The organism is Microbacterium lacticum (assembly GCF_006716815.1).
Taxonomy (GTDB): Bacteria; Actinomycetota; Actinomycetes; order Actinomycetales; family Microbacteriaceae; genus Microbacterium; species Microbacterium lacticum.
Genome location: NZ_VFPS01000003.1, coordinates 46,491 through 69,321, shown reverse-complemented (window position 1 = coordinate 69,321; position 22,831 = coordinate 46,491). Strand labels below are relative to the sequence as shown.

Sequence of the window (22,831 nt, the reverse complement as noted above, 5' to 3'; positions counted from 1 at the left end):
GGATCAGTCCTTTCTCGGCGAGGAACCCACGGATGCCTCGTCAGTGGAGGGCACGACGAAGCCGTACCGGGTCAGTTCGTGTCGGAAGTGGCGGTGCAGCGGCACATCATCCACGCCGCCCCGCGCCCACGGGTGGCAGCGCGCCAGGCGGGCGGCGGTGAGCGCCGATCCCTTCAGCAGCCCGTGCTGCTGCACGGCGCCGACGGCGTAGGCCGAGCATGACGGATAGTACTTGCAGACGTCGCCGTAGAGGGGCGAGACCACCGTGCGATAGGCCTGCAGCACCGCGAGCCCGAGATTGCGGGGGATGAGCGGCACGGCGGAGAGAACGCCGGATGCCTCCAGATGCCCGGTGCCGACGGAGTACGACGGCAGGGTGGCCGCGCTCACGCGGCTGCTCGCCGGCTGAGGCAGCGGGTGACCTCGGTGCGGAGGGCGGCGAAATCGGCCGCGGCCGCCGACGGCAGAGCGCGGATGACGACATCGGCGCCCGGCCGCACCTGCGGGAGTGCCTCGGCGCAGACCGCCTTGAGCCGGCGCCGCACGGTGTTGCGCGTCACGGCCGATCCCACCTGCTTGCTGACGATGAAGCCGAACCGCGCTGGGCGGTCTTCGGCGGTGGCGACCACGTAGGTCACCGTGTGTGCGGCGGCGCACCGGGCACCCCCACGGACGACGGCTTTGTACTCCGCCCCGCGGGTGATGCGATTCCCGCGCGCCAGCACTGTGAAAGAGGTCAGGCCGAGAGCTCGGTGCGACCCTTGGCGCGGCGCGCCGACAGGATCGAGCGACCGGCACGCGTACGCATGCGGGCGCGGAAGCCGTGCTTCTTGGCGCGGCGACGGTTGTTGGGCTGGAACGTGCGCTTGCTCATGAGGATCACTCCGGATCGGCGGTCACCCGAACGCTCTAGACCGGGGACACAGGTACAGGGGACTGCCCGTGTGGGCATAAGTCAACCGACTAAGAATACGTCGAGACGGCCGAGACCTCAAACCAGCGACGCGGGAGGCTCGGCGAACAAGTCATTATCCACCGCCTGTGGATGCACACTGGCAGGGAAACGCGGCCCGGAACTACAGTGGATTTTGCTCTCGGCGAGGTCCCTCGTTACCGTGGCTCGGGTAGTTATCCACAGGGGGTTCGATGTCTCAGCACGATGTTCCGGATGTCCCGGTGTGGACGGCCGTGCTGGAGCACCTCGACGGCGATGAGCGCGTCACGCCCCAGATGCAGGGGTTTCTGAGCCTCGCCGTCGCACAGGGCGTGATGGGCGGCACCCTGTACCTGGACGTGCCGAACTCGCTCACCGCCGACACGCTCAACAAGCGCCTGCGCGGCCCCATCATGGAGGCCATCGCGCACGTCGACGCCGAGCCGGCCGCGACGACCTTCCGCGTCGTCGTCAACCCCGAGCTGATCGACGCGCATCTGACGGCGCCGATCCCGATCCAGTCGGGGGCGACCCTCTCCGCGGTGCCGATCGTGCGGCCCGCGGTCGACGAGACGCCCGACCCGGTCGCCGCGCCCTCGCGCAGCGACACGCGCCTGAACCCGAAGTACGCCTTCGACAACTTCGTCATCGGCCAGTCCAACCGGTTCGCGCACGCGGCGGCGGTCGCCGTCGCCGAGGCCCCCGCCAAGGCCTACAACCCGCTGTTCATCTACGGCGACTCGGGCCTCGGCAAGACGCACCTTCTGCACGCGATCGGCAACTACGCGATCGACCTGTTCCCGGGCATCCGCGTGCGATACGTCTCGAGCGAAGAGTTCACGAACGACTTCATCAACTCGATCGCGAACAACCGCGGCTCCGCCTTCCAGGCCCGCTACCGCGACGTCGACATCCTGATGATCGACGACATCCAGTTCCTGCAGGGCAAAGCCGAGACGCAGGAGGCGTTCTTCCACACGTTCAACACGCTGCACGACCACGACAAGCAGGTCGTGATCACGAGCGACGTGCCGCCTCGCCACCTCACCGGGTTCGAAGACCGCATGCGGAGCCGCTTCGAGTGGGGTCTCATCACCGATGTGCAGGCGCCCGACCTCGAGACGCGCATCGCGATCCTGCGCAAGAAGGCGCAGTCCGAGCGCCTGCTCGTCCCCGACGAGGTGCTCGAGTACATCGCAACGAAGGTCTCCAGCAACATCCGCGAGCTCGAGGGCGCGCTCATCCGCGTGTCGGCCTTCGCGAGCCTCAACCGCTCGAACCTCGACATCTCGCTCGCCCAGACGGTGCTGCGCGACATCGTCGACACCGACGACGCCAACGTCATCATGCCGACCGACATCATCGCCGCGACGGCGCAGTACTTCCGGCTGTCGGTCGACGACCTCTACGGCTCGAGCCGCTCGCAGTCGGTCGCGACAGCGCGGCAGATCGCGATGTACCTGTGCCGCGAGCGCACGAACCTCTCGCTCCCGAAGATCGGGCAGCTGTTCGGCAATCGCGACCACACGACGGTGATGTACGCGTGCAAGAAGATCGCGCAGCTGATGAAAGAGCGCCGATCGATCTACAACCAGGTCTCCGAGATCACGACGCAGCTCGGTCGCGCGTCCCGCTGACCCCCGCGCGGCGACGTCGCGGCAACCTCGCTTCGACCCCCTGTGACGCGGCGCGCCGCGCTCCACTTGACAGTTGCGCCGCGTCTGCCCCATCATGCGCGTTCTGCACAGTGTGGACAGGCTGTGGATAACTTCGTGTCGTCGTCGGACAACTGTGAGCGGATCGACCGATCCTGTGGACGAACGGATGTCATGGCGCCCCGCTCCAGGCCAGGAGAACACAGGCATCCGCAGCCCGCCCACAACTTACACGCGTGTGGTTCCCGCTCCCCGAGCGGCATCGCGCCGGTTATCCACAGTTTCCACAGCCGTTAACACCATGACAAATATTTCTCTCAGAAAATCCCGGTTCGATCACCATGACGGCGACCGGTGCGCGGCGAACCCGCCCTGCGAGAATCACCGGGTCGGGCACTAGCATGGAGACGCCCATGCCGATCTCAAGGGAGCGCCAGTGAAGTTTCACGTGAATCGCGACGTGTTCAGCGAGGCCGTGTCGTTCGTCGTCAAGCTCCTGCCGCAGCGCAACCCCCAGCCGATCCTGGCCGGTGTACTCATCGAGGCATCCGACGAAGGACTCTCGCTCGCCGCGTTCGACTACGAGGCATCCGCCCGCACGACGATCGAGGCGACGGTCGACGAGCCGGGAACGATCCTCGTGCACGGGCGTCTGCTGTCCGAGATCGCGAGCCGGCTGCCGAACGCCCCGATCCAGATCGAGGTCGGCGAGGACGACGGGATCGTGCTCACCTGCGGCTCGGCGCGGTTCACGCTCGCGTCCATGCCGGTGCAGGAATACCCCGCGATCCCCGAGGTCACCGGCGAATCCGGTCTCGTTCCCGCCGAGGAGTTCGCCACGGCGATCGCGCAGGTCGCCTTCGCCGCCTCCCGCGACGATGTGACCCCGGTGCTCACGGGCGTGCAGCTCGAGGTCGCCGGCACGCAGCTCAGCCTCGTCGCGACCGACCGCTACCGTGTCGCGCTGCGCGAGGTCTCGTGGGACTTCGGCGACCACGGCGGCACTGGTTCGGGCGACGAGCCCACGACGGCACTCGTGCCGGCGCGCACGCTCACCGAGGTGGGCAAGACGTTCGCGCACTCCGGCGACATCCAGGTCGCGTTCTCGGGCTCGGGCGACCGCGAGATCATCGCCTTCACCTCGGGCAACAAGACCGTCACCTCGCTGCTGATCAAGGGCAACTTTCCCCCGGTCCGCCGCCTTTTCCCCGAGCAGACCGACCACTACGCGGTGGTCTCGACGTCCGACCTCGCCGAAGCCGTGCGCCGCGTGTCGCTCGTGCTCGACCGCTCCGCGCCGCTGCGGTTCACGTTCACCGAGGACGGCGTGTCGATGGATGCCTCGGGCACCGAGCAGGCCCGCGCGACCGAGTCGGTCGACGCGACCCTCGCCGGCGAGGAGGTCACCCTCGGCCTCAACCCGCAGTACCTCCTCGAGGCGCTCGGCGCCGTCCGCAGCGAGTTCGCCCGCATCACGTTCACCTCGAGCGAGAACGCGAACAAGCTCAGCCCCGTGCTCATCACGCCGCAGACCTCGGGCGGCGACGCCAACGCGGTGAGCTTCAAGTACCTGCTGCAGCCGAACCTGCTGCTGCGCTGATCCGTTCCGCTGACGACCCGTCCGTCGCCGGCCGCACCGAGGTCGCGGGTCCGACCTTCGTGGGAGGCTGATTCGGTGATCGTCGAGCAGTTGAGTCTCGTCGACTTCCGCAACTATGCGGCCGTCGACGTGGCGCTCGGCGCGGGTGCCAACGTGTTCGTGGGCCGGAACGGTCAGGGCAAGACGAACCTCGCCGAGGCCATCGGCTTCTTCGCGACGCTCGGTTCGCACCGCGTGTCGCAGGATGCCCCGATGGTGCGCGACGGTGCCGACGCGGCCGTCGTGCGCATGCGCCTCGCCTACGGCGAACGCCGCGTGCTGCTCGAGGCGCAGCTGAACCGCACCGGCAGCAACAAGGCACGGGTGAACGGCGCGGGGGTGAAGACCGCCGAGCTCCCGCGCTACGCGCAGGTGGTGCTGTTCGCGCCGGAAGACCTGCAGATCGTCCGCGCCGACCCGTCCGCGCGCCGCCGCTTCGCCGATCAGCTCCTGATCCAGCGCGCCCCTCGCATGGCGGGCGTGCTCGCCGACTACGACCGGGTCGTCAAGCAGCGCACCGCGCTGCTGAAGTCGGCGCGAGCGCGAGGCATCCGCGGCGATGCCTTGTCGACGCTGGATGTCTGGAACGACAAGCTCGTCCAGCTCGGCACCGAGGTGATCCGGGCACGCCTCGCGCTCGCGGCCGACCTCGCCGGCCCCGTCGCCGACGCGTACACCGCGATCGCCGGCGAGGACCACCGCCCCGAACTGGAATGGATGCTCTCGATCGGCGGCCGCGACCCCGAAGACGACGCCGACGCACCGTCCGGCGCTGCGGGCACCGGCCCGGCGACCGCCCCCGCCGCGTCGACCGAGACCGCCGAGATCCAGGCGCAGTTCCGCGCCGCCCTCGCCGACAAGCGCGCCGCCGAGCTCGACCGTGGCCTCACGCTCGTCGGCCCGCACCGCGACGACCTGCTGCTGCGGGTGCGCGGGCTGCCGGTCAAGGGCTACGCCTCGCACGGCGAGTCGTGGTCGGTGGCCCTGTCGCTGCGGCTCGCCTCGGCGCAGCTGCTGCGTGCGCAGTCGCAGCTGGGCGACCCGATCCTCATCCTCGACGACGTGTTCGCCGAGCTCGACGCCGACCGCCGGGCGCGCCTCGCCGCCCTCGTCGGCGGGTTCGAGCAGGTCGTCGTGACCGCCGCCGTCGAGAACGACGTGCCCGAGGCGCTCCGCGCCCGCACGGTGCGGGTCGTCGCCGGCACGATCCAGGCGGAGGATGCCGATGAGTGACGACGTTCCCGAGACGATCGGCACCTACCTGCGCCTGCGCGGCCTCGACCCATCGCCCCGTGCCGCCCGCCGACGGAGGCGCCGAGCCGAGCAGGACGACGACAAGCTCCCGTTCGCGCCCGGTCGCGACCCGAAGGGCCTCGGCGACGTGCTCGGCGACCTCACCCGGCAGTCCGGCTGGGACTCGCAGCTCGCCCGCGAAGACCTCGTGCTGCAGTGGGAGGAGGTGACCGGCGCCGAGACCGCCCGGCACGCCCGCCCCGTCGCCCTCGAGGGCGGACTGCTGACCGTGCAGTGCGACTCGACGGCATGGGCGAAGAACCTGCAACTCATGCGCGGCGAGATCGTCACGCAGCTGATCCGGCGCTTCCCCGAGGCCGGCGTCGAGAACGTCCGTTTCGTCGGCCCCGACGTCCCCTCCTGGAAATGGGGCCCCAGAGCCGTTCCAGGGCGCGGTCCTCGCGATACCTATGGCTGAGCCACGTCCACCGGCATCCGACGCGATTCCAGCGCGGCACAGGGCCATTCAGCCGACGGAGCGGCCCGGAACACGATAGACTTGATCGACCCTGACTATCGACCCGGGAGCGCTCGAAACCTATGACGTCCGATACCCCCGACAGCGTTCCCGAAGAGCTTCCCGAGAAGCACACGCCGCCCGCACACAAAGTCGAGAACGATTACGGGGCCGACGCCATCCAGGTGCTCGAAGGCCTCGAGGCGGTGCGCAAGCGCCCCGGCATGTACATCGGTTCGACCGGTGAGCGCGGCCTCCACCATCTCGTGTACGAGATCGTCGACAACTCCGTCGACGAGGCGCTCGCCGGGCACAACGACCTCGTCGACGTGACGATCCTCCCCGACGGCGGCATCCGCGTGATCGACCGCGGCCGAGGCATCCCGGTCGACCCGCACGCGTCCGACCCGACCAAGTCGACGGTCGAGGTCGTGCTGACGGTGCTGCACGCCGGCGGCAAGTTCGGCGGCGGCGGATACGCGGTCTCGGGCGGCCTGCACGGCGTCGGCTCGTCGGTGGTCAACGCGCTGTCGACCCGCTTCGACGTCGAGATCCGGCGCCAGGGCTTCGTGTGGCGCCAATCGTTCGCGGGCGGCGGCAAGCCGCAGGCGCCGCTCGCCCAGGGCGAAGAGACGGTCGAGACGGGCACCGTCATCACCTTCTGGCCCGACGCCGAGATCTTCGAGACGGTCGACTTCGACTACGACACGCTGCGCACCCGGTTCCAGCAGACCGCATTCCTGAACAAGGGCCTGCGCATCACGCTGAGCGACCTGCGTCCGTCGTCCGCGTACGTGGTCGACACCGAGGACGGCCAGTCGGTCGAGCGTCAGCCGCACGACGAGTTCCACTACGAGCGCGGCCTGGTCGACTATGTCGAGTACCTCAACAAGATCCGCAAGGCCGATGTCGTCAACGACGAGATCATCGAGGTCGAGGCCGAGGACACCGTGCGGCACATCTCGCTCGAGCTCGCCATGCAGTGGACGACGAGCTACACCGAGAACGTCTTCACCTTCGCGAACACGATCAACACGCACGAGGGCGGCACGCACGAAGAGGGCTTCCGCGCCGCGATGACGACGTACATCAACAAGTACGCGCGCGAGAAGGGCCTTCTCAAGGAGAAGGACGACAACCTCACCGGCGATGACATCCGCGAGGGTCTCACCGCCGTCATCTCCGTGAAGCTGTCGGAGCCGCAGTTCGAGGGACAGACGAAGACCAAGCTCGGCAACACCGAGGCGAAGGCGTTCGTGCAGAAGGTCGTCGGCGACCAGCTCACCGACTGGCTCGACCGCAACCCCGTGCAGGCCAAGCGCGTCATCATGAAGGCGGTGGATGCCGCGACCGCGCGCCTCGCCGCACGGAAGGCCCGCGAGACCGCCCGTCGCAAGAGCGTGTTCGAGTCGGCCTCGATGCCCGAGAAGCTCAAGGACTGCACGAGCAAGGACCCGTCCATCTCGGAGATCTTCCTCGTCGAGGGCGACTCCGCCGGCGGCTCGGCCGTGTCGGGTCGCGACCCGGAGCGGCAGGCGATCCTGTCGCTGCGCGGCAAGATCCTCAACGTCGAGAAGGCGCGCCTCGACCGTGCGCTCGGCAACACCGAGATCCAGGCGATGATCTCCGCGTTCGGCACGGGCATCGGCGAAGACTTCGACGTCACGAAGGCGCGGTACCACAAGATCGTGCTGATGGCCGATGCCGACGTCGACGGCCAGCACATCACGACGCTCCTGCTCACCCTCCTCTTCCGCTACATGCGGGGGCTCATCGAGGCGGGCTACGTCTACCTCGCCATGCCGCCGCTGTTCCGCCTCAAGTGGTCGAACTCCCCGCACGAGTACGTGTACAGCGACCGCGAGCGCGACGCGCTGCTGGAGGCGGGCGCCGCCGCCGCCAAGCGCATCCCGAAGGACAACGGCGTGCAGCGCTACAAGGGTCTCGGCGAGATGAACGCCAAAGAGCTGTGGGAGACCACGATGGACCCCGACACGCGCACGCTTCGCCAGGTGACGATCGACGATGCGGCCTCGGCCGACGAGATCTTCTCCATCCTCATGGGTGAAGACGTCGAGTCGCGCCGCGGGTTCATCCAGCGAAACGCCAAAGACGTCCGGTTCCTGGACATTTGAGAGACGACGACATGACTGACGAGCGCCCCGATCCCAACGCGCACTACAACCACGGCAACATCGACCAGGTCGACCTCCAGGTCGAGATGCAGCGCAGCTACCTCGACTACGCGATGAGCGTCATCGTCGGGCGTGCGCTGCCCGACGTGCGCGACGGCCTCAAGCCCGTGCACCGCCGCGTGATCTACGGCATGTACGACGGCGGATACCGCCCCGACAAGGGCTTCAACAAGTGCGCCCGCATCGTCGGCGACGTGATGGGCCAGTTCCACCCGCACGGCGACAGCGCGATCTACGACGCGCTCGTGCGTCTCGTGCAGCCGTGGTCGCTGCGCTACCCGCTGGCCGAGGGTCAGGGAAACTTCGGCACGCCCGGCAACATGGGCGCCGCCGCCTCGCGATACACCGAGACCAAGATGGCGCCGCTGTCGATGGAGATGGTGCGCGACATCGATGAGGACACCGTCGACTTCGAGCCGAACTACGACGGCAAGACGCAGGAGCCGACGGTGCTGCCGGCGCGCTTCCCGAACCTGCTCGTCAACGGGTCGGTCGGCATCGCGGTCGGCATGGCCACGAACATCCCGCCGCACAACATGCGCGAGGTCGCCGACGGCGCCCTGTGGGCCCTCGAGCACCCGGATGCCACACGCGAAGAGCTCCTCGAAGCGCTGATGGCGCGGGTGCACGGCCCCGACTTCCCGACCGGGGCGCAGATCCTCGGCACGAAGGGCATCCGCGAGGCGCAGCGCACCGGCCGCGGATCGATCACGATGCGTGCCGTCGTGAACGTCGAGGAGATCCACGGTCGCACCTGCCTCGTCGTCACGGAGCTCCCCTACCAGGTGAACCCCGACAACGTCGCGGCGAAGATCCGCGACCTCGCCCGCGACGGCAAGCTCACCGGCATCGCCGACATCCGCGACGAGACGAGCGACCGCACCGGTCAGCGCCTCGTGATCGTGCTCAAGCGCGACGCGGTGGCGAAGGTCGTGCTGAACAACCTGTACAAGCACACGCAGCTGCAGGAGAACTTCGGCGCGAACATGCTCGCGATCGTCGACGGCGTGCCGCGCACGCTCGCCCTCGACGGATTCATCACGTACTGGATCGAGCACCAGGTCGAGGTCATCGTCCGCCGCACGCGATACCGCCTGCGCGAGGCGGAGAAGCGGATGCACATCCTGCGCGGTTACCTCAAGGCGCTCGACGCGCTCGACGAGGTCATCGCGCTCATCCGCCGCTCCCCGACCGTCGACGAGGCCCGCGAAGGCCTGAAGTCGCTCCTCGAGATCGACGACGTGCAGGCCGAGGCGATCCTGCAGATGCAGCTGCGTCGCCTCGCCGCGATGGAGCGCCAGAAGATCATCGACGAGGCCGCCGAGCTCGAAGAGCGCATCGGCGACCTGACCGACATCCTCGCCACGCCCGCCCGCCAGCGCACGATCATCTCGGAAGAGCTGCAGGGCATCGTCGACAAGTTCGGCGACGACCGTCGCACGAACATCCTGCACGGCTTCGACGGCGACATGTCGATGGAAGACCTCATCCCCGAAGAGGAGATGGTCATCACCATCACGCGGGCGGGCTACATCAAGCGCACCCGCAGCGACAACTACCGCTCGCAGCACCGCGGCGGCAAGGGCGTGAAGGGCGCGCAGCTGCGCGCCGATGACGTGGTCGAGCACTTCTTCGTCACGACGACGCACCACTGGCTGCTGTTCTTCACCACCAAGGGTCGCGTCTACCGCTGCAAGGCGTACGAGGTGCCCGAGGCCGGGCGGGATGCCAAGGGTCAGCACGTCGCGAACCTCCTCGCGCTGCAGCCGGGTGAGGAGATCGCACAGATCCTCGACATCCGCGACTACAAGGCCGCGACCCACCTCGTGCTCGCCACGCGCGACGGCAAGGTGAAGAAGACCTTCCTGAGCGAGTACGACACGAACCGCCAGGGCGGGATCATCGCAATCCGCCTGCGTGGGCAGGACGACGAAGAGGGCGGAGACGAGCTCGTCAGCGCGCTCCTCGTCGACGACACCGACGACATCCTGCTGATCTCCCGGCACGGCATGTCGCTGCGCTTCACCGCCACCGACGAGTCGCTGCGCCCGATGGGCCGGGCGACGGAGGGCGTGAAGGGAATGAGCTTCCGCGAGGGCGACTCGTTGCTGTCGGCATCCGTCGCGAAGGATGACGCGTACGTCTTCGTCGTCACCGAGGGCGGCTACGCCAAGCGCACCCGCGTCGGCGAGTACCGGCTGCAGGGGCGCGGCGGACTGGGCATCAAGGTCGCCAAACTGAGCGAGGATCGCGGTGATCTCGCGGGCGGTCTGATGGTGTCCGAGGACGACGAGGTCTTGGTGGTTCTTGCCAGCGGCAAGGTGGTACGCTCTGCCGTGGCCGAGGTCCCAGCGAAGGGTCGCGACACCATGGGTGTCGTCTTCGCCCGTCCCGATGACGACGATCGCATCCTCGCGATCGCCCGCAACGGAGAGCGGACGCTGGGCCAGGCTCCCGAGACGGAAGAGCCCCCCGCCGCCGCAGACGAGACCACGCCCGCGAGCCCCGAAGAGAGTGACACTGACGCATGAGCACGGTAGCCGACAAGCTGGCGAAGAAGTCCTCCAGCAAGACCAGCGCGAAGCAGGTGCGCCTGCGCCTCGTCTACGTCGACTTCTGGTCGGCCGTGAAGCTGTCCTTCCTGGCCGCGGTCGCTCTCGCGATCGTCACAGTCGTGGCGACGTTCCTCGTCTACATGGTGCTGCAGACGACCGGCATGATCACCCGTCTGGATGACCTGTTCAAGGCGTTCGACGGCAACTTCACGCTGAGCGATTACATCAACCTGCCGCAGGTGATGGCCTTCGCCGCGATCGTCGCGATCTTGAACCTCATCGTCGTGACCGTGCTGGGCGCGGTCGTTGCCGGCATCTACAACCTGATGGTGAAGGTCACCGGCGGACTGCTCGTCGGCTTCACCTCGAACTGATCCGATTTTCGGATTGCCCGCGAGTCGGGTAAAGTCTTGGAGGTTGACGGCGGCGACGCCGGTCTCCAGACGGGGCTATAGCTCAGGCGGTTAGAGCGCTTCACTGATAATGAAGAGGTCCCAGGTTCAAGTCCTGGTAGCCCCACCACCCCACCTTCACCGCACCGGGGGCCTTAGCTCAGTTGGTAGAGCGCCTGCTTTGCAAGCAGGATGTCAGGAGTTCGAATCTCCTAGGCTCCACAGTTCATCCTCAGCATCCGCCATCTCCTCAGCTTTCGACAGACGGCCGGTGGATGCCCGCCCGTTAGGCTGACCGGATGGACCTGCGTGTCGCGGCATACGCCGTCGTCTTCGATGAAGAGCGGGGCATCCTGCTCGCCCACTGGCACGAGGGGCGCCGCGCCGCCTGGACCCTCCCCGGCGGCGGACTCGAGGACGGGGAAGACCCGGCCGACGCTGTGCGGCGCGAGGTGCGCGAAGAGACCGGCTTCCGCGTCGAGATCGACGAGCTGCTCGGCATCCATTCCCGCGTGATTCCGGTGCGCCAGCGCATCACTCCCGACGCGGATGCCCCGCTGCACACGCTGCGCATCGTCTACCGCGCCCACGTCACCGGCGGACGGCTGCGCAACGAGGTCGGCGGCTCGACCGACGAGGCCGACTGGTTCGCGCTCGGCGAGCTGCCGGCGGTGCAGCACGTGCAGCTCGTCGACATCGGGATCGAGATGGCCGGGCTCTGAGGCCCGGCCCGCGACCCGCTCAGCGACCGGCCCCGCTCAGCGAGCCGCGGCTGGCTGCGAGATGTCGGCGACTGTCGCGTCGTAGGCGGCGATCAGCTCGTCGGCGTCGACGAACAGGCTGTAGCCGTGCGCCCCGGCACCCATCGCGATGCGGCGACCGACGATCGACGCGTCGGCGTAGACCGGCCAGTCGGTCGAGCTGCCGATCGGCGTGATCGTGCCCCGCTCGTAGCCGGTCGCCGCGAGCGCCAGCTCGGGCTCCGGCAGGCGCAGCTTGTTCACACCGACGAGCGCCCGCAGCTTCGGCCACGAGATCGCCAGGTCGCCGGGGATCAGCGCGAACAGATACGTGTCGTCCGCGCGCTTGACCACGAGCGTCTTGACGATGTCGGTCGGCTGCAGACCGAGAAGCGCCGCCGCCTCGTCGAGGCTCGACGCCGACGGCCGCTCGCGGAGCTCGATCTCGAGCCCCCGGGCGGCCGCGGCGGTACGAACGCGATCCAGCGGATCAGGCATCCGGGGCGCGCAGCGGGTCGTCGGCCACCCACAGCTCGTCGTCGGCGCGAAGCGTCTGCCAGGCGGCGTACAGCACGCCCGCCGCGGCGGCGACACCCAGAAGGATGGCGATCACACCGCCGGCGCCGATGCCCTTACGCGCGGGAGCCGTGCTCACCGCGAGGTGCTTCGAGGCCTGCTTGCCGTACTTCTCGGCCTTCTTCTGGTACTTGCCGACGTTCAGAGGCGTGAACCCCCGACCGGCCGCGAGGTCGTCGCGCTTCTCTTTCGCGGCATCCCACACCGACAGCGCGGAGCCGATGACGGCGCCGACCGCGGGCACGATCTTGTCGTTGTAGACCTTCTTCGAGGTCTGCACCGACTGGTCGACATACGGCGCCGCGTACTTCTCGTACGTGTGCTGCACCGTCGGCACCACCTGCTCGCGCTTGTAGTTGCCCAACTGGCGGCTGGCCTCACGGGCGACGTTGCCGGCCTGGCCGAGCAGCACCTGCTGCGACTCCCACAGCGTGGTCGCCTGGTCCTGAAGCTTGCGGAGTTCCTTCTTGCGCTTGCGGCTGAGGCTCACGGGGCCCTCCCTGATATCCGGGTCGTTTGTCCCCATCTTGCCAGACCCCACGGGGTACGGAAGGCCTTGACAGGTGGCAGAATAATGAGCATGACGATCCACACCGCCGTAGCGACCATCCACACGAACCACGGCGACATCGTCGTCAACCTCTTCGGAGACCAGGCACCGCGCACCGTGGCGAACTTCGTCGGCCTCGCCGACGGCTCGCAGGCGTGGACCGACCCGGCCACCGGCAAGCCCGGCGAGGGCCCGCTCTACTCCGACGTCATCTTCCACCGCATCATCCCGAACTTCATGATCCAGGGCGGCGACCCGCTCGGTCAGGGCGTCGGCGGCCCCGGCTACAACTTCGACGACGAGATCAGCCCCGAGCTGAACTTCAACGACCCCTACATCCTCGCGATGGCCAACGCGGGCCTGCGCCACAACGCCATCACCGGCAAGGCCGAGGGCACGAACGGCTCGCAGTTCTTCATCACCACCGACCCGACCCCGTGGCTGCAGGGCAAGCACACCATCTTCGGCGCCGTCGCCGACGACTCCTCCAAGGCCGTCGTCGACGAGATCGCGGCCGTCCGCACCGGCGCCGGTGACCGTCCGGTCGAGCCCGTCGTCATCAGCTCGATCGACATCGCGCAGGTCTGACGCCCTCGACAGGCTGACAGACCGACCCGACCCGTGACCGACACCTCGTTCCAGGCCAATCCGAACAACTTCTGCTACCGGCATCCCGACCGGCAGAGCTTCGTGCTCTGCCAGCGGTGCCTGCGCACCATCTGCCCCGAGTGCCAGACGCAGATGCCGGTCGGCGTGATCTGTCCGGAGTGCCTGGCCGAGCAGCAGAAGCAGCAGCAGGCGACGGTGACGCGGATGCCTCGTCGGCGCGGGTCGTCGCGCGGCGGGGCATCCGCGCGCGTCTCCAGCGGCACGCCGGTCGTGACGTACACGATCATGGGCGTCACGATCTTCTTCTACCTGCTGGGGATGATCCCGGGGTTCGGCGATGCGCTGCGCAGCATGCTGGTGTTCTACCTGCCGCTGACGTACACGCAGCCGTGGCGGCTCGTGACGGTGACGCTCGTGCACCAGGGCATCTGGCATGTCGCGCTGAACATGCTGGCGCTGTGGGCGCTCGGTCGCAGCCTCGAGCCCCTCCTCGGCAGGTGGCGCTTCCTCGCGCTGTACCTGCTGAGCGCGCTCGGCGGCTCGGTGCTCACCGCACTGCTGGCGCCGACGGCGGTCGTCGCCGGCGCATCGGGGGCGGTGTGGGGACTGCTCGGCGCGATGTTCGTCATCGGGCGGCACCTGGGCGCGAACGTCACCGCCATCGCGGTGATCCTCGGTCTGAACCTCGCGATCACGTTCCTGCCGGAGTCGAACATCGCCTGGCAGGCGCACATCGGCGGCGGCCTCGTCGGCGCGCTCATCGGGTTCATCTTCGCCCGCACGCGGGCGGTGCGTCAGCGCCGCACCCAGATCTGGCTGCTCATCGCGGTGGCCGTCGGGCTCCTCGCCCTGCTCGGCGTTCCGCTCCTCGTCTACCGCTAGGACGGCTGGGGAGAGCGCGAGTTATCCACACCTCTCTCCACAGATGGGGATGAATCACACCGGTGTAATTCACACCCTCGGGAGAGGGCGGTGGACAAAGATCAGCGCCAGCGGGTGGTCATCAAGAACCCGATGAACGCGATGCCGAAGCCGATCACGAGGTTCCAGCCGCCGATGCCGGGGATGGGCAGAGCCTGGCCGCTGAGGTAGAAGACGATGACCCAGAGCAGCCCCAGGATCATCAGCCCCAGCATGATGGGCTTGAACCACACCGGGTTGGGGGTCGCTTCACCCTCGCTGCGCCCGATGAGTTGCTCGTCGTCGTTGCCAGAACGTGCCATGCGGTGATTCTACCTGCCAGCCGCGCCCCAGCCGTGCTGTGCGAGAATCCGACTATGGGGGACACTCAGCCGCGCACGCGACGCGTGCACCGCGAAGCCGGGAGTTCCGCCGCAGCCGCGGCACCGCGGCGCCGGGTCTCGATCCTCGGAGTGCTCGGCGAAGTGCTCATCACAGCCGGCGTCGTCGCGCTGCTCTATGTCAGCTGGCAGATGTGGATCGGCGACTGGATCATCGGCGCCGAGAAGCACAAGGAGGCCAGTGCCCTCTCGCAGAGCTGGATGACCCCGAGCCCGGCGCCGGCGACTCCCGAGGCATCCGACTCCCCCACCCCCGCCCCGAGCGACTCCCCGACGGCGCCGGCCGACCCGGTCATCCCGGTGCAGGATCAGCAGGAGCACGGCACGCAGTTCGGGGTGATGTTCGTGCCGCGATTCGGCCCGGAGTGGCAGTTCACGATCGCGTCGGGCACCTCGCGCACCGACATCCTCGACCAGGGCGAGATCGGCCACTACAACGACACCGCCATGCCCGGCGGGGTGGGCAACACCGTCTACGCCGCGCACCGATGGACCTCGGGCGCCCCCTTCGACCCGATCGACAAGCTCGTCATCGGCGACGCGATCGTCATCCAGACCCCGGACGGCTGGTACACCTACCGGTTCCGCACCCTGGAGTACGTGCAGGACACCCAGGTCGAGGTGCTGCTGCCCGTGCCGCAGCAGGTCGGCGTCGCGGCGAACGGACGCTACCTGACCCTCACCAGCTGCGCCCCCAAGCTCAACATGCTCGAACGGATCATCGCCTACGCCGTGTTCGAGGACTTCACCCCCGCGGCATCCGGACCCCCTGCCTCGCTCGCGGCGCCGACGCAAGGAGCCTCCGCCTGATGTACGCCGCACTCTGGCGCGTTCTGCCCGGCCCCGCGTGGGTGCGCGTGCTGATCCTGCTGATCCTCGTCGCCGCGATCCTGTACGGGCTGTTCTGGTACGTCTTCCCGTGGATCTCGCAGTTCGTCACCCCGCAGGAGTCCACCGTCGGTGGCTGAGCGGGTCGTCGTCGTCGACAACCACGACAGCTTCGTGCACACCCTCGTGGGATACCTGCACGAGCTCGGCGCCGAGACGGTGATGATCGAGGCGGATGCCGTCGATGACGCCGACGCCGCCATCGCGGGCTTCGCGGGCGTGCTCGTCTCCCCCGGGCCGGGCACGCCGGAGCGCGCCGGCGCGTCGATCGACATCGTCCGTGCGGCGGCGCGGCGAGGCACACCCCTGCTCGGTGTGTGCCTCGGCCACCAGGCGCTCGCCGTCGCCTTCGGCGCGCGGGTGTCGGAGGCTCCCGAGCTCATGCACGGACTCACGAGCGAGGTGCGCCACGACGGCGACGACCTGTTCGCGGGGCTGCCCTCCCCCTTCACCGCGACGCGCTACCACTCGCTCGCCGTCGAACCCGCCTCTCTGCGCGGTACGCCACTCGTCGCGACCGCGGCGACGGCGTCGGGCGTCGTCATGGGGCTCGCGCACCGCACGCTGCCGCTTGCGGGCGTGCAGTTCCACCCCGAGGCGGTGCTGACCGAGGGCGGGTACCGGCTGCTCGGCAACTGGCTCGAGCGGGTCGGATGCCCCGGTGCGGCCGCGCGCGGCGCGGCGCTGTCACCGCACCGGCGCCCCTAGCGCGCGCGCCTCGTCTGCGCGGGTCAGCGGCCGGTGCAGACCGTCAGCTCAACGGTGGAGTGGATCGGCACATCGCCGGGCGCGAGCGACTGGGCGGCGACCGTCGGACGGCCCGGGTTCGCGGGGCATCCGGGATCTTCCACGATCGTCGGAACGAGCTTCAGCGTGTCGGCGGAGAGGGCGCGCTGCGCGGCCTCGGCGGTGTAGCCGACGACGTCGACGAGCGTCACCTTTCCGCTCGCGACGACGAGGTTCACCGCGCTGCCGACCGCGATCTCCGAGCCCTCCGCCGGATCGGCCGAGATGACGGTGTCGGCGGTGAGGTCGGGATCGTTGCGGGTCGTGACCGCGCCGAGCGTGAGACCGGCGCTCGTCAGCGCGGTCGTGGCCGCATCGGTGCTGAGCCCGGCGAGGGTGGGCACGGTGCTCATCTTCTGGCCGGTCGACACGTACACCTTCACGAGCTGGCCCGGTGCGACCGTCGTGCCGGCCGCGGGGTCGGTGCGGATGACGTTGCCTTCGGCGATCTGGTCGTTGCGCTCGTCGAGGCGCTCGGTGTCGAGGTCCTGCTCGAACATCAGCTCGTTGGCGCGGTCCCACGTCATCGTGACGACGTCGGGCACGACACGCGCGTTGTCCGGCACGGTGGTCCCGGGGCGGTTGTTCAGCACCCAGAAGAGCACCGAGATGAGCACGACGGCGATCACCGCGATGCCCGCCCAGATCCAGGCGGCCGGAGGGCCGGCCTGCGTGCGCCGCATGGTCGTGTCGGTCGAGAGCTGACGCAGTGAGCGCGCCGTCTCGGCGGCCTGCCGCGGGTTCGCGCCGTACAGCTCGCTCGTCAACGCCCCGACCTGCTTGCGGCTCGGCGTGCGACCGTCGCGGGTCGCGTCGAGTGCGGCGCGGAACGAGCCCGCATCCTGATACCGCTGATACGGGTCCTTGGCGAGAGCGCGCAGCACCACGGCATCCAACGACCGCGGCACGGTGTCGACGATCTCCGACGGTGCGACGGGCGTCTCGCTGACGTGCTGGTAGGCCACCGCGACGGGCGACTCCCCACGGAACGGCGGGCGGCCGGTGAGCAGCTCGTAGAGCACGACGCCGGCGGAGTACACGTCGGCGCGCGAGTCGACCGGTTCGCCCTTGGCTTGCTCGGGCGAGAAGTACGCGGCCGTGCCGAGGATCTGCGTCGTCTCGGCGACGGTCGACGACGAGTCGGAGACGGCGCGGGCGATGCCGAAGTCCATCACCTTCACCTGGCCGGCCGAGGTGACCATGACGTTGCCCGGCTTGATGTCGCGGTGGACGACGCCGGCGCGGTGCGAGTACTCGAGGGCCTCGAGGATGCCGTCGGTGTAGTGGATGGCGTCGTCGATCGAGACCGGACCGGCCGCGATGATCTCCTTGAGCGTCTGGCCCGAGACGAGCTCCATGACGATGTACGGCACGGCGCGCGTCGTGCCGTCGGCGTCGGTCTCGACGTCTTCGCCGGCGTCGTAGACGCGCACGATCGTCGGGTGCGACATGCGAGAGGCGGCCTGCGCCTCGAGGCGGAACCGGGTGCGGAACGTCGCGTCGGCGGCCAGATCGCTCTCGAGGATCTTGATCGCGACCTCGCGGCCGAGCGTCAGGTCGCGGCCTCGGTAGACCGACGCCATGCCGCCGCGGCCGATGACCTCGCCGACCTCATAGCGATCGGACAGCACACGACGTTCTGCAGACACATCTCTCCCTGGACCGGCTCGACAGCCAGCCTAATCGACCGCCCGTTACGGCGCGGTGGTCGGCGTCGACGTGGACTGGCTGGGGATCGGCGCCTGGCCCTCGTTCGACGGGGCGCTCTCGCGGTCGCCGCACTGAGCGGTGTACTTGACGCGGATGAGCGAGCCGGGCGGCGCACCGGGGTCGGCGGTGACCTTGAGGCTCCGCGGGCTCGCCGGCGCCTGGTACGTCGTGCCGCGGTTCGCGTCGAAGGTGCCGTTGATCACCGTGAAGTTGTACGCCGTGACCGACGAGCCCGCGGGGCACGAGAACGCGTCCCACGTGATCGTGAAGGTCTGCGAACCGGCCGGGTCGTTCGTGACGGTCGGCGCGGCAGGCGTCTCCATAGGCGTCTGCTCGTCGTAGAACGTCAGCACGATCTGCTGGTCGAGTCGCACGTTTCCGGCGGTCGGGTTGGTCTGGTAGATCAGGCCCACCTGGTCGGGCGACGGGGCGGCCGTGCCGCGTTCGCAGGTCACGCCGGTCAGCCCGTGGTCGTTCGCGATCTGCAGCGCCTCGTCGCACGTCTTGCCGACGAAGCCGAGGTCGGCGAGTGCGACCGTCGTGGCCGACGGCGTCGTGGCCGACGGCGTCGGGGAGGGCGGCGCGGTCGTGTGCGTGGGGGCCGCGGTCGCGCTGCTCGAGGTCGGCGCGGGGCTCGCGCCCTGGTTCGCGAACAGGGCGAACAGCGTGCCGCCGAGCACGAGCAGCAGCAGCACGATCAGCGCGATCAGCGGCCACGTCCACGGGCTCTGCTTCTTCTTCGGCTTGTCGCCCACGAGCGCCTCGACCTCGTCGCCGGGGCCGACGACCGTCGTGGTCTCCATGATCCGGGTCGTGCCGTCGTCGCCCGTCGAGGTGAGCAGACGCGTCGCGTCGTCCGATCCCGACCCGGCGATCGCGGGCATGATCGCCACCGCGCCGGCGACGTCGCCGCGGCGAAGCGCCGTGGCCGCACGGGCGACCGCCGAGGTGGTCGCGGGGCGGTCTTCGGGCTTCTTGGCGATCATCGACATCACGAAGTTGCGCACCGGCTCGGCGATCGTCGCCGGCAGCGGCGGCGGCGCGTCGTTGATCTGCGCCATCGCGATCGCCACCTGCGACTCGCCGGTGAAGGGACGCTTTCCGGCGAGGCACTCGTAGGCGACGATGCCGAGCGAGTAGATGTCGGTCGCCGGGGATGCCGGGTGGCCCGACGCCTGCTCGGGCGAGAGGTACTGCACGGTGCCCATCACCTGACCGGTCGCGGTCAGCGGCACCTGGTCGGCGATGCGGGCGATGCCGAAGTCGGTGATCTTCACCCGGCCGTCGGGGGTGATCAGGAGATTCCCGGGCTTGATGTCGCGGTGTACGAGGCCCGCCGCGTGCGCAGCCTGCAGGGCCGAGGCGGTCTGGGCGACGATGTCGAGGGTCTTGTCGGTCGACAGCGACCCCTCGCGCTCGAGGATGGTCGACAGCGCCTCACCGGGCACGAGCTCCATCACGAGGAAGGCGGAGCCGTTCTCCTCGCCGTAGTCGAACACGCTCGCGATGCCCTCGTGGTTGACGAGCGCGGCGTGACGGGCCTCGGCGCGGAAGCGCTCGAGGAACCCGGGGTCGCCCATGTACTCGTCTTTGAGGATCTTGATCGCGACCGTACGTCCGATGACGTGGTCGGTCGCCTCCCAGACCTCGCCCATGCCACCGATCGCGATCCGCGAAACCAGCTCGTAGCGCCCGCCGAAGCTCACACCCTGCGTCGGTCTCATCTGCTCAGTACCGCCTCTATAACTTTCTTCGCGATGGGGGCCGCGATCCCGTTGCTCGTCCCGGACTGCCCGAGCCCTCCGCCGTCCTCGATCATCACCGCGACGGCCACTGTGGGGTCGTCGGCCGGAGCGAAGCCGGTGAACCAGAGGGTGTACGGATCACCGGGACCGTGCTCGGCCGTGCCGGTCTTCCCGGCCACGTCGACGCCCTCTATTCTTGCACCGCTCGCTGCGCCGTTGCTGACATTGGCGATCATGAGGCTCGTCATGGTGGCGGCGTCCTGCTCGCTCAGCGCGCGGCCGAACTCGGTGTTCTCGAAGGTCTGCTGCACGGTCAGGTCGGGCGCCACGACCCGGTCGACCATGCGCGGGTTCATCACGATGCCGTGGTTGGCGATGCCCGCCGACACCATCGCGATCTGCAGCGGCGTCGCCTTCACGTCGAGCTGGCCGTAACCGGTCTGCGCGGTCTGGTCGTCGGAGAGCGACCCCTCGGGGTAGTTCGAGGCGGAGACGGCGAGCGGGATGTCGAAGCGCGTGTTGAACCCGTACTTCTTCGCCTCGTCGCGGATCGCGTCGTCGCCGAGCGCGACGGCGAGCTGGGCCATCGGGATGTTGCAGCTGAGGCGGAGCGCCGTCGCGAGCGACACCTGGTCGCCCGGGCCGCACGTGTTGCCGTCGAAATTGTGGATCGCGGTCGAGGTGCCCGGGAGCACGTAGCTCGACGGGTTCGCGAACGTCGAGTCGGGAGTGAACTTGCCCGACGCGAGCGCGGCGGAGGCGACGACGAGCTTGAAGGTCGACCCGGGCGGGTTCAGCGTGTCGATCGTGCGGTTGGCGAGCGGATCGACCGCGGCGTTCAGCAGCTCGTCGTAGGTCGTGTTGACCGCCGCCGAGTCGTGCACCGCGAGGGTGTTCGTGTCATAGCTCGGGCTCGTCACCATCGCGAGAACACGGCCGGTGGACGGCTCGATCGCGACGACGGCGCCCTGGTACGACCCGAGCGCCTCGGTCGCGACGCGCTGCAGCGCGGGGTCGAGAGTCAGCAGCACGTTCGAGCCGCGGGGCGGCTGGCCCGTGATGATCTGGTCGACGCGGGAGAGGAACTGCGAGCTCGCCGCGCCGGACAGCTCCCGGTTCATCGCCTGCTCGATGCCGGTGGCCGACTGCAGCACCGGGTTGATGTAGCCGGTGACGGGGGCCCACATCGGGGCATCCGCGTACTGCCGCTGCCAGCTGTAGATGTCGTCGGAGGGCACCGACGAGGCGATGACCTCGTCGCCCGCGATGATCGAGCCGCGCTGCACCTCGAACGAGTCGTACAGCGTGCGGCGGTTCTCGGGGTTCTCGGCGAGGGTCTGCGCCTGCACCACCTGGATCCAGCTGGTGGCACCGAACAGGCCGAAGAACATCACCACCATGATGATGCTGAGGCGCCTGAGCTCGCGAGTCATCCGATCACCACCCGGGGCCGGGAGCGCACCGCGTCGGAGATGCGCAGCAGCAGCGCGACGATGATCCAGTTCGCGATGAGCGACGAGCCGCCCGCGGCGAGGAACGGGGTGGTGAGTCCGGTGAGCGGGATGAGCCCCGTCACGCCGCCGACCATGATGAACACCTGCAGCGCGAGGGTGAACGACAGGCCCGTGGCGAGCAGCTTGCCGAAGTCATCCTGCCCCGCCATGCCGATGCGGATGCCACGGCTCGTGAACACCATGTAGAGGCAGAGGATCGCGAACACCCCGATGAGCCCGAGCTCTTCGCCGAGGCTCGGGAAGATGTAGTCGCTCTGCGAGAGCGGGGTGAGGCCCGGCCGGCCGTGGCCGAGACCCGTGCCGATGAGGCCGCCGTGGGCGAGGCCGAAGATGCCGCTGGCGAGCTGATAGCTCGAGTCGTTGATCGTGTCGGGGTCGAACGGGTGCAGCCAGTTCGTGAACCGCGCCTGCACGTAGGGCAGCACGGTGGTCGCGAGGGCGACGCCGATCCCGACGAGGGTGAGGCCGATCACGACCCAGCTCGTCTTGCCGGTGGCGACGTAGAGCATCGCGACGAACATGCCGAAGATGAGCATCCCGGTGCCGAGGTCGCGCTGCAGCACGATGATCGCCATGGCGCCGGCCCAGAGCAGCAGGAGCGGCCCGAGCTCGCGGGCGCGCGGCCACGTGATGCCGAGGAACCGGGTGCCGACCGAGGTCAGCGACTCGCGGGTGCGCACGAGGTAGCCGGCGAAGAAGATCGCGAGGCAGATCTTGGCGAGCTCGCCCGGCTGGAACGAGAAGATGCCGCCGATGGAGATCCAGACGTCCGCGCCCGCGTCGGTGCCGAGGCCCGGGATGAACGGCAGCAGCAGCAGCACGATGCCGGCCAGGCCGAATACGTACGTGTAGCGCAGCAGCACGCGGTAGTTGCGCAGTAGCACGACGATCGCGACGGCCGCGCCGATCGCGATCACGAGCCACACCAGCTGGCGGGTCGACAGCGCCGCCCAGCCGGTGTCGCCGTCTTCGATGTCGATGCGGTAGATCATCGCGAGGCCGAGACCCGACAGCACCGTCGCGATCGGTACGACGAACGGATCGGCCTGCGGCGCGCGGTAGCGCAGCACGATGTGCAGCCCGAGCACGAGCACGGTGAGCCCGCCGCAGTAGTAGAGGAACGTCCAGTCGATGTGTCCGGTGGCCCCGAGCTGCACGAGGGCGACGGCCGCGCCATTGATGAGAAACGCGAACAGCAGCAGCCCGAGCTCGCGGTTGCGCTGGGTCTGCGGCATCCGGATTCTGCGCAGCGCCTTCACGACGGTCGTGTCGGTCGTGACCGCCCCGGCGGT

General features: G+C 68.9%; 23 protein-coding genes and 2 tRNA genes. 15 read left to right on the top strand and 10 right to left on the bottom strand.

Translation table 11 applies throughout. The features are described 5' to 3' along the window. Positions 1–3: 3 nt before the first annotated feature. From yidD to rpmH, 3 genes are read right to left on the bottom strand one after another with little or no spacing between them, the layout of a single operon-like run. Positions 4–390, bottom strand: a complete 387-nt coding sequence (yidD, locus tag FHX68_RS09025; protein ID WP_141379407.1) for a membrane protein insertion efficiency factor YidD — start codon at positions 388–390, stop codon at positions 4–6. Then, positions 387–725, bottom strand: coding sequence for a ribonuclease P protein component (gene rnpA / locus FHX68_RS09020; RefSeq protein WP_141379405.1), 339 nt, complete (start codon positions 723–725; stop codon positions 387–389). The genes yidD and rnpA overlap by 4 nt, the downstream gene beginning before the upstream one ends. 11 nt (positions 726–736) lie before the next feature. Continuing rightward, positions 737–874, bottom strand: coding sequence for a 50S ribosomal protein L34 (gene rpmH, locus FHX68_RS09015; RefSeq protein WP_005054680.1), 138 nt, complete (start codon positions 872–874; stop codon positions 737–739). A gap of 272 nt (positions 875–1,146) precedes the next feature. On the opposite strand from rpmH, the gene dnaA reads away from it, so the two are divergent. From dnaA to FHX68_RS08965, 10 genes are all read left to right on the top strand, one after another. Further along, positions 1,147–2,571 (top strand): chromosomal replication initiator protein DnaA, encoded by a 1,425-nt coding sequence (gene dnaA, locus FHX68_RS09010; RefSeq protein ID WP_141379403.1) that lies wholly within the window; start codon positions 1,147–1,149, stop codon positions 2,569–2,571. 454 nt (positions 2,572–3,025) lie between these two features. After that, a complete protein-coding gene (gene dnaN, locus FHX68_RS09005; protein ID WP_141379401.1) occupies positions 3,026–4,189 on the top strand; it encodes a DNA polymerase III subunit beta in 1,164 nt (387 codons plus the stop codon). Between the two features lie 75 nt (positions 4,190–4,264). Then, positions 4,265–5,461, top strand: a complete 1,197-nt coding sequence (gene recF, locus FHX68_RS09000) for a DNA replication/repair protein RecF (protein WP_141379399.1) — start codon at positions 4,265–4,267, stop codon at positions 5,459–5,461. After that, positions 5,454–5,939 carry a DciA family protein gene (locus FHX68_RS08995; protein WP_141379397.1) on the top strand — a complete coding sequence of 162 codons (486 nt, stop codon included), beginning with the start codon at positions 5,454–5,456 and terminating at the stop codon, positions 5,937–5,939. The genes recF and FHX68_RS08995 overlap by 8 nt, the downstream gene beginning before the upstream one ends. A gap of 122 nt (positions 5,940–6,061) precedes the next feature. Then, positions 6,062–8,113, top strand: a complete 2,052-nt coding sequence (gene gyrB, locus FHX68_RS08990) for a DNA topoisomerase (ATP-hydrolyzing) subunit B (protein ID WP_141379395.1) — start codon at positions 6,062–6,064, stop codon at positions 8,111–8,113. A gap of 11 nt (positions 8,114–8,124) precedes the next feature. Further along, the gene (gene gyrA, locus FHX68_RS08985; RefSeq protein ID WP_141379393.1) at positions 8,125–10,704 is read left to right on the top strand and encodes a DNA gyrase subunit A; all 2,580 of its coding nucleotides are present in this window, start codon (positions 8,125–8,127) and stop codon (positions 10,702–10,704) included. After that, a complete protein-coding gene (locus FHX68_RS08980) occupies positions 10,701–11,102 on the top strand; it encodes a DUF3566 domain-containing protein (protein ID WP_141379391.1) in 402 nt (133 codons plus the stop codon). Before gyrA ends, FHX68_RS08980 begins: the two co-directional genes overlap by 4 nt. 71 nt (positions 11,103–11,173) lie before the next feature. Further along, positions 11,174–11,250 (top strand) — tRNA-Ile (locus tag FHX68_RS08975). A gap of 19 nt (positions 11,251–11,269) precedes the next feature. Further along, positions 11,270–11,342, top strand: a tRNA-Ala gene (locus FHX68_RS08970). Between the two features lie 77 nt (positions 11,343–11,419). After that, on the top strand, positions 11,420–11,842 hold the full coding sequence (locus tag FHX68_RS08965; RefSeq protein WP_141379389.1) for an NUDIX hydrolase: 423 nt from the start codon (positions 11,420–11,422) through the stop codon (positions 11,840–11,842). Positions 11,843–11,878: 36 nt separating this feature from the next. Here the strand turns inward: FHX68_RS08965 and FHX68_RS08960 are convergent, their stop codons facing one another. Together FHX68_RS08960 and FHX68_RS08955 are read right to left on the bottom strand one after the other, a co-directional pair. Next, entirely contained in the window at positions 11,879–12,358 is a 480-nt protein-coding gene (locus tag FHX68_RS08960) for an aminoacyl-tRNA deacylase (protein WP_141379387.1), read from the bottom strand. Next, complete coding sequence (locus FHX68_RS08955) at positions 12,351–12,926, bottom strand: DNA helicase (RefSeq protein ID WP_141379385.1); 576 nt, start codon at positions 12,924–12,926, stop codon at positions 12,351–12,353. The genes FHX68_RS08960 and FHX68_RS08955 overlap by 8 nt, the downstream gene beginning before the upstream one ends. A gap of 90 nt (positions 12,927–13,016) precedes the next feature. On the opposite strand from FHX68_RS08955, the gene FHX68_RS08950 reads away from it, so the two are divergent. Together FHX68_RS08950 and FHX68_RS08945 are read left to right on the top strand one after the other, a co-directional pair. Beyond that, on the top strand, positions 13,017–13,574 hold the full coding sequence (locus FHX68_RS08950; RefSeq protein ID WP_141379384.1) for a peptidylprolyl isomerase: 558 nt from the start codon (positions 13,017–13,019) through the stop codon (positions 13,572–13,574). Between the two features lie 33 nt (positions 13,575–13,607). Then, positions 13,608–14,477 carry a rhomboid family intramembrane serine protease gene (locus FHX68_RS08945; protein WP_141379382.1) on the top strand — a complete coding sequence of 290 codons (870 nt, stop codon included), beginning with the start codon at positions 13,608–13,610 and terminating at the stop codon, positions 14,475–14,477. A gap of 101 nt (positions 14,478–14,578) precedes the next feature. Here the strand turns inward: FHX68_RS08945 and FHX68_RS08940 are convergent, their stop codons facing one another. Continuing rightward, entirely contained in the window at positions 14,579–14,818 is a 240-nt protein-coding gene (locus FHX68_RS08940; RefSeq protein WP_141379380.1) for a cell division protein CrgA, read from the bottom strand. Positions 14,819–14,872: 54 nt separating this feature from the next. On the opposite strand from FHX68_RS08940, the gene FHX68_RS08935 reads away from it, so the two are divergent. The 3 genes from FHX68_RS08935 to FHX68_RS08930 are packed head-to-tail and all read left to right on the top strand — an operon-like array spanning position 14,873 to position 16,492. Next, a complete protein-coding gene (locus FHX68_RS08935) occupies positions 14,873–15,706 on the top strand; it encodes a class E sortase (RefSeq protein ID WP_141379378.1) in 834 nt (277 codons plus the stop codon). Next, the gene (locus tag FHX68_RS15195; RefSeq protein WP_170214186.1) at positions 15,706–15,864 is read left to right on the top strand and encodes a hypothetical protein; all 159 of its coding nucleotides are present in this window, start codon (positions 15,706–15,708) and stop codon (positions 15,862–15,864) included. The genes FHX68_RS08935 and FHX68_RS15195 overlap by 1 nt, the downstream gene beginning before the upstream one ends. Then, positions 15,857–16,492, top strand: a complete 636-nt coding sequence (locus FHX68_RS08930; protein WP_141379376.1) for an anthranilate synthase component II — start codon at positions 15,857–15,859, stop codon at positions 16,490–16,492. Before FHX68_RS15195 ends, FHX68_RS08930 begins: the two co-directional genes overlap by 8 nt. Before the next feature lie 23 nt (positions 16,493–16,515). Here the strand turns inward: FHX68_RS08930 and pknB are convergent, their stop codons facing one another. The 4 genes from pknB to FHX68_RS08910 are packed head-to-tail and all read right to left on the bottom strand — an operon-like array spanning position 16,516 to position 22,774. After that, positions 16,516–18,219, bottom strand: a complete 1,704-nt coding sequence (gene pknB, locus FHX68_RS08925; protein ID WP_141379374.1) for a Stk1 family PASTA domain-containing Ser/Thr kinase — start codon at positions 18,217–18,219, stop codon at positions 16,516–16,518. A 45-nt stretch (positions 18,220–18,264) separates the two neighbouring features. After that, on the bottom strand, positions 18,265–20,004 hold the full coding sequence (locus FHX68_RS08920; protein ID WP_141379372.1) for a serine/threonine-protein kinase: 1,740 nt from the start codon (positions 20,002–20,004) through the stop codon (positions 18,265–18,267). Further along, on the bottom strand, positions 20,001–21,458 hold the full coding sequence (locus FHX68_RS08915; RefSeq protein ID WP_141379370.1) for a peptidoglycan D,D-transpeptidase FtsI family protein: 1,458 nt from the start codon (positions 21,456–21,458) through the stop codon (positions 20,001–20,003). The genes FHX68_RS08920 and FHX68_RS08915 overlap by 4 nt, the downstream gene beginning before the upstream one ends. Then, on the bottom strand, positions 21,455–22,774 hold the full coding sequence (locus FHX68_RS08910) for an FtsW/RodA/SpoVE family cell cycle protein (protein WP_141379432.1): 1,320 nt from the start codon (positions 22,772–22,774) through the stop codon (positions 21,455–21,457). The genes FHX68_RS08915 and FHX68_RS08910 overlap by 4 nt, the downstream gene beginning before the upstream one ends. Positions 22,775–22,831 lie beyond the last annotated feature (57 nt).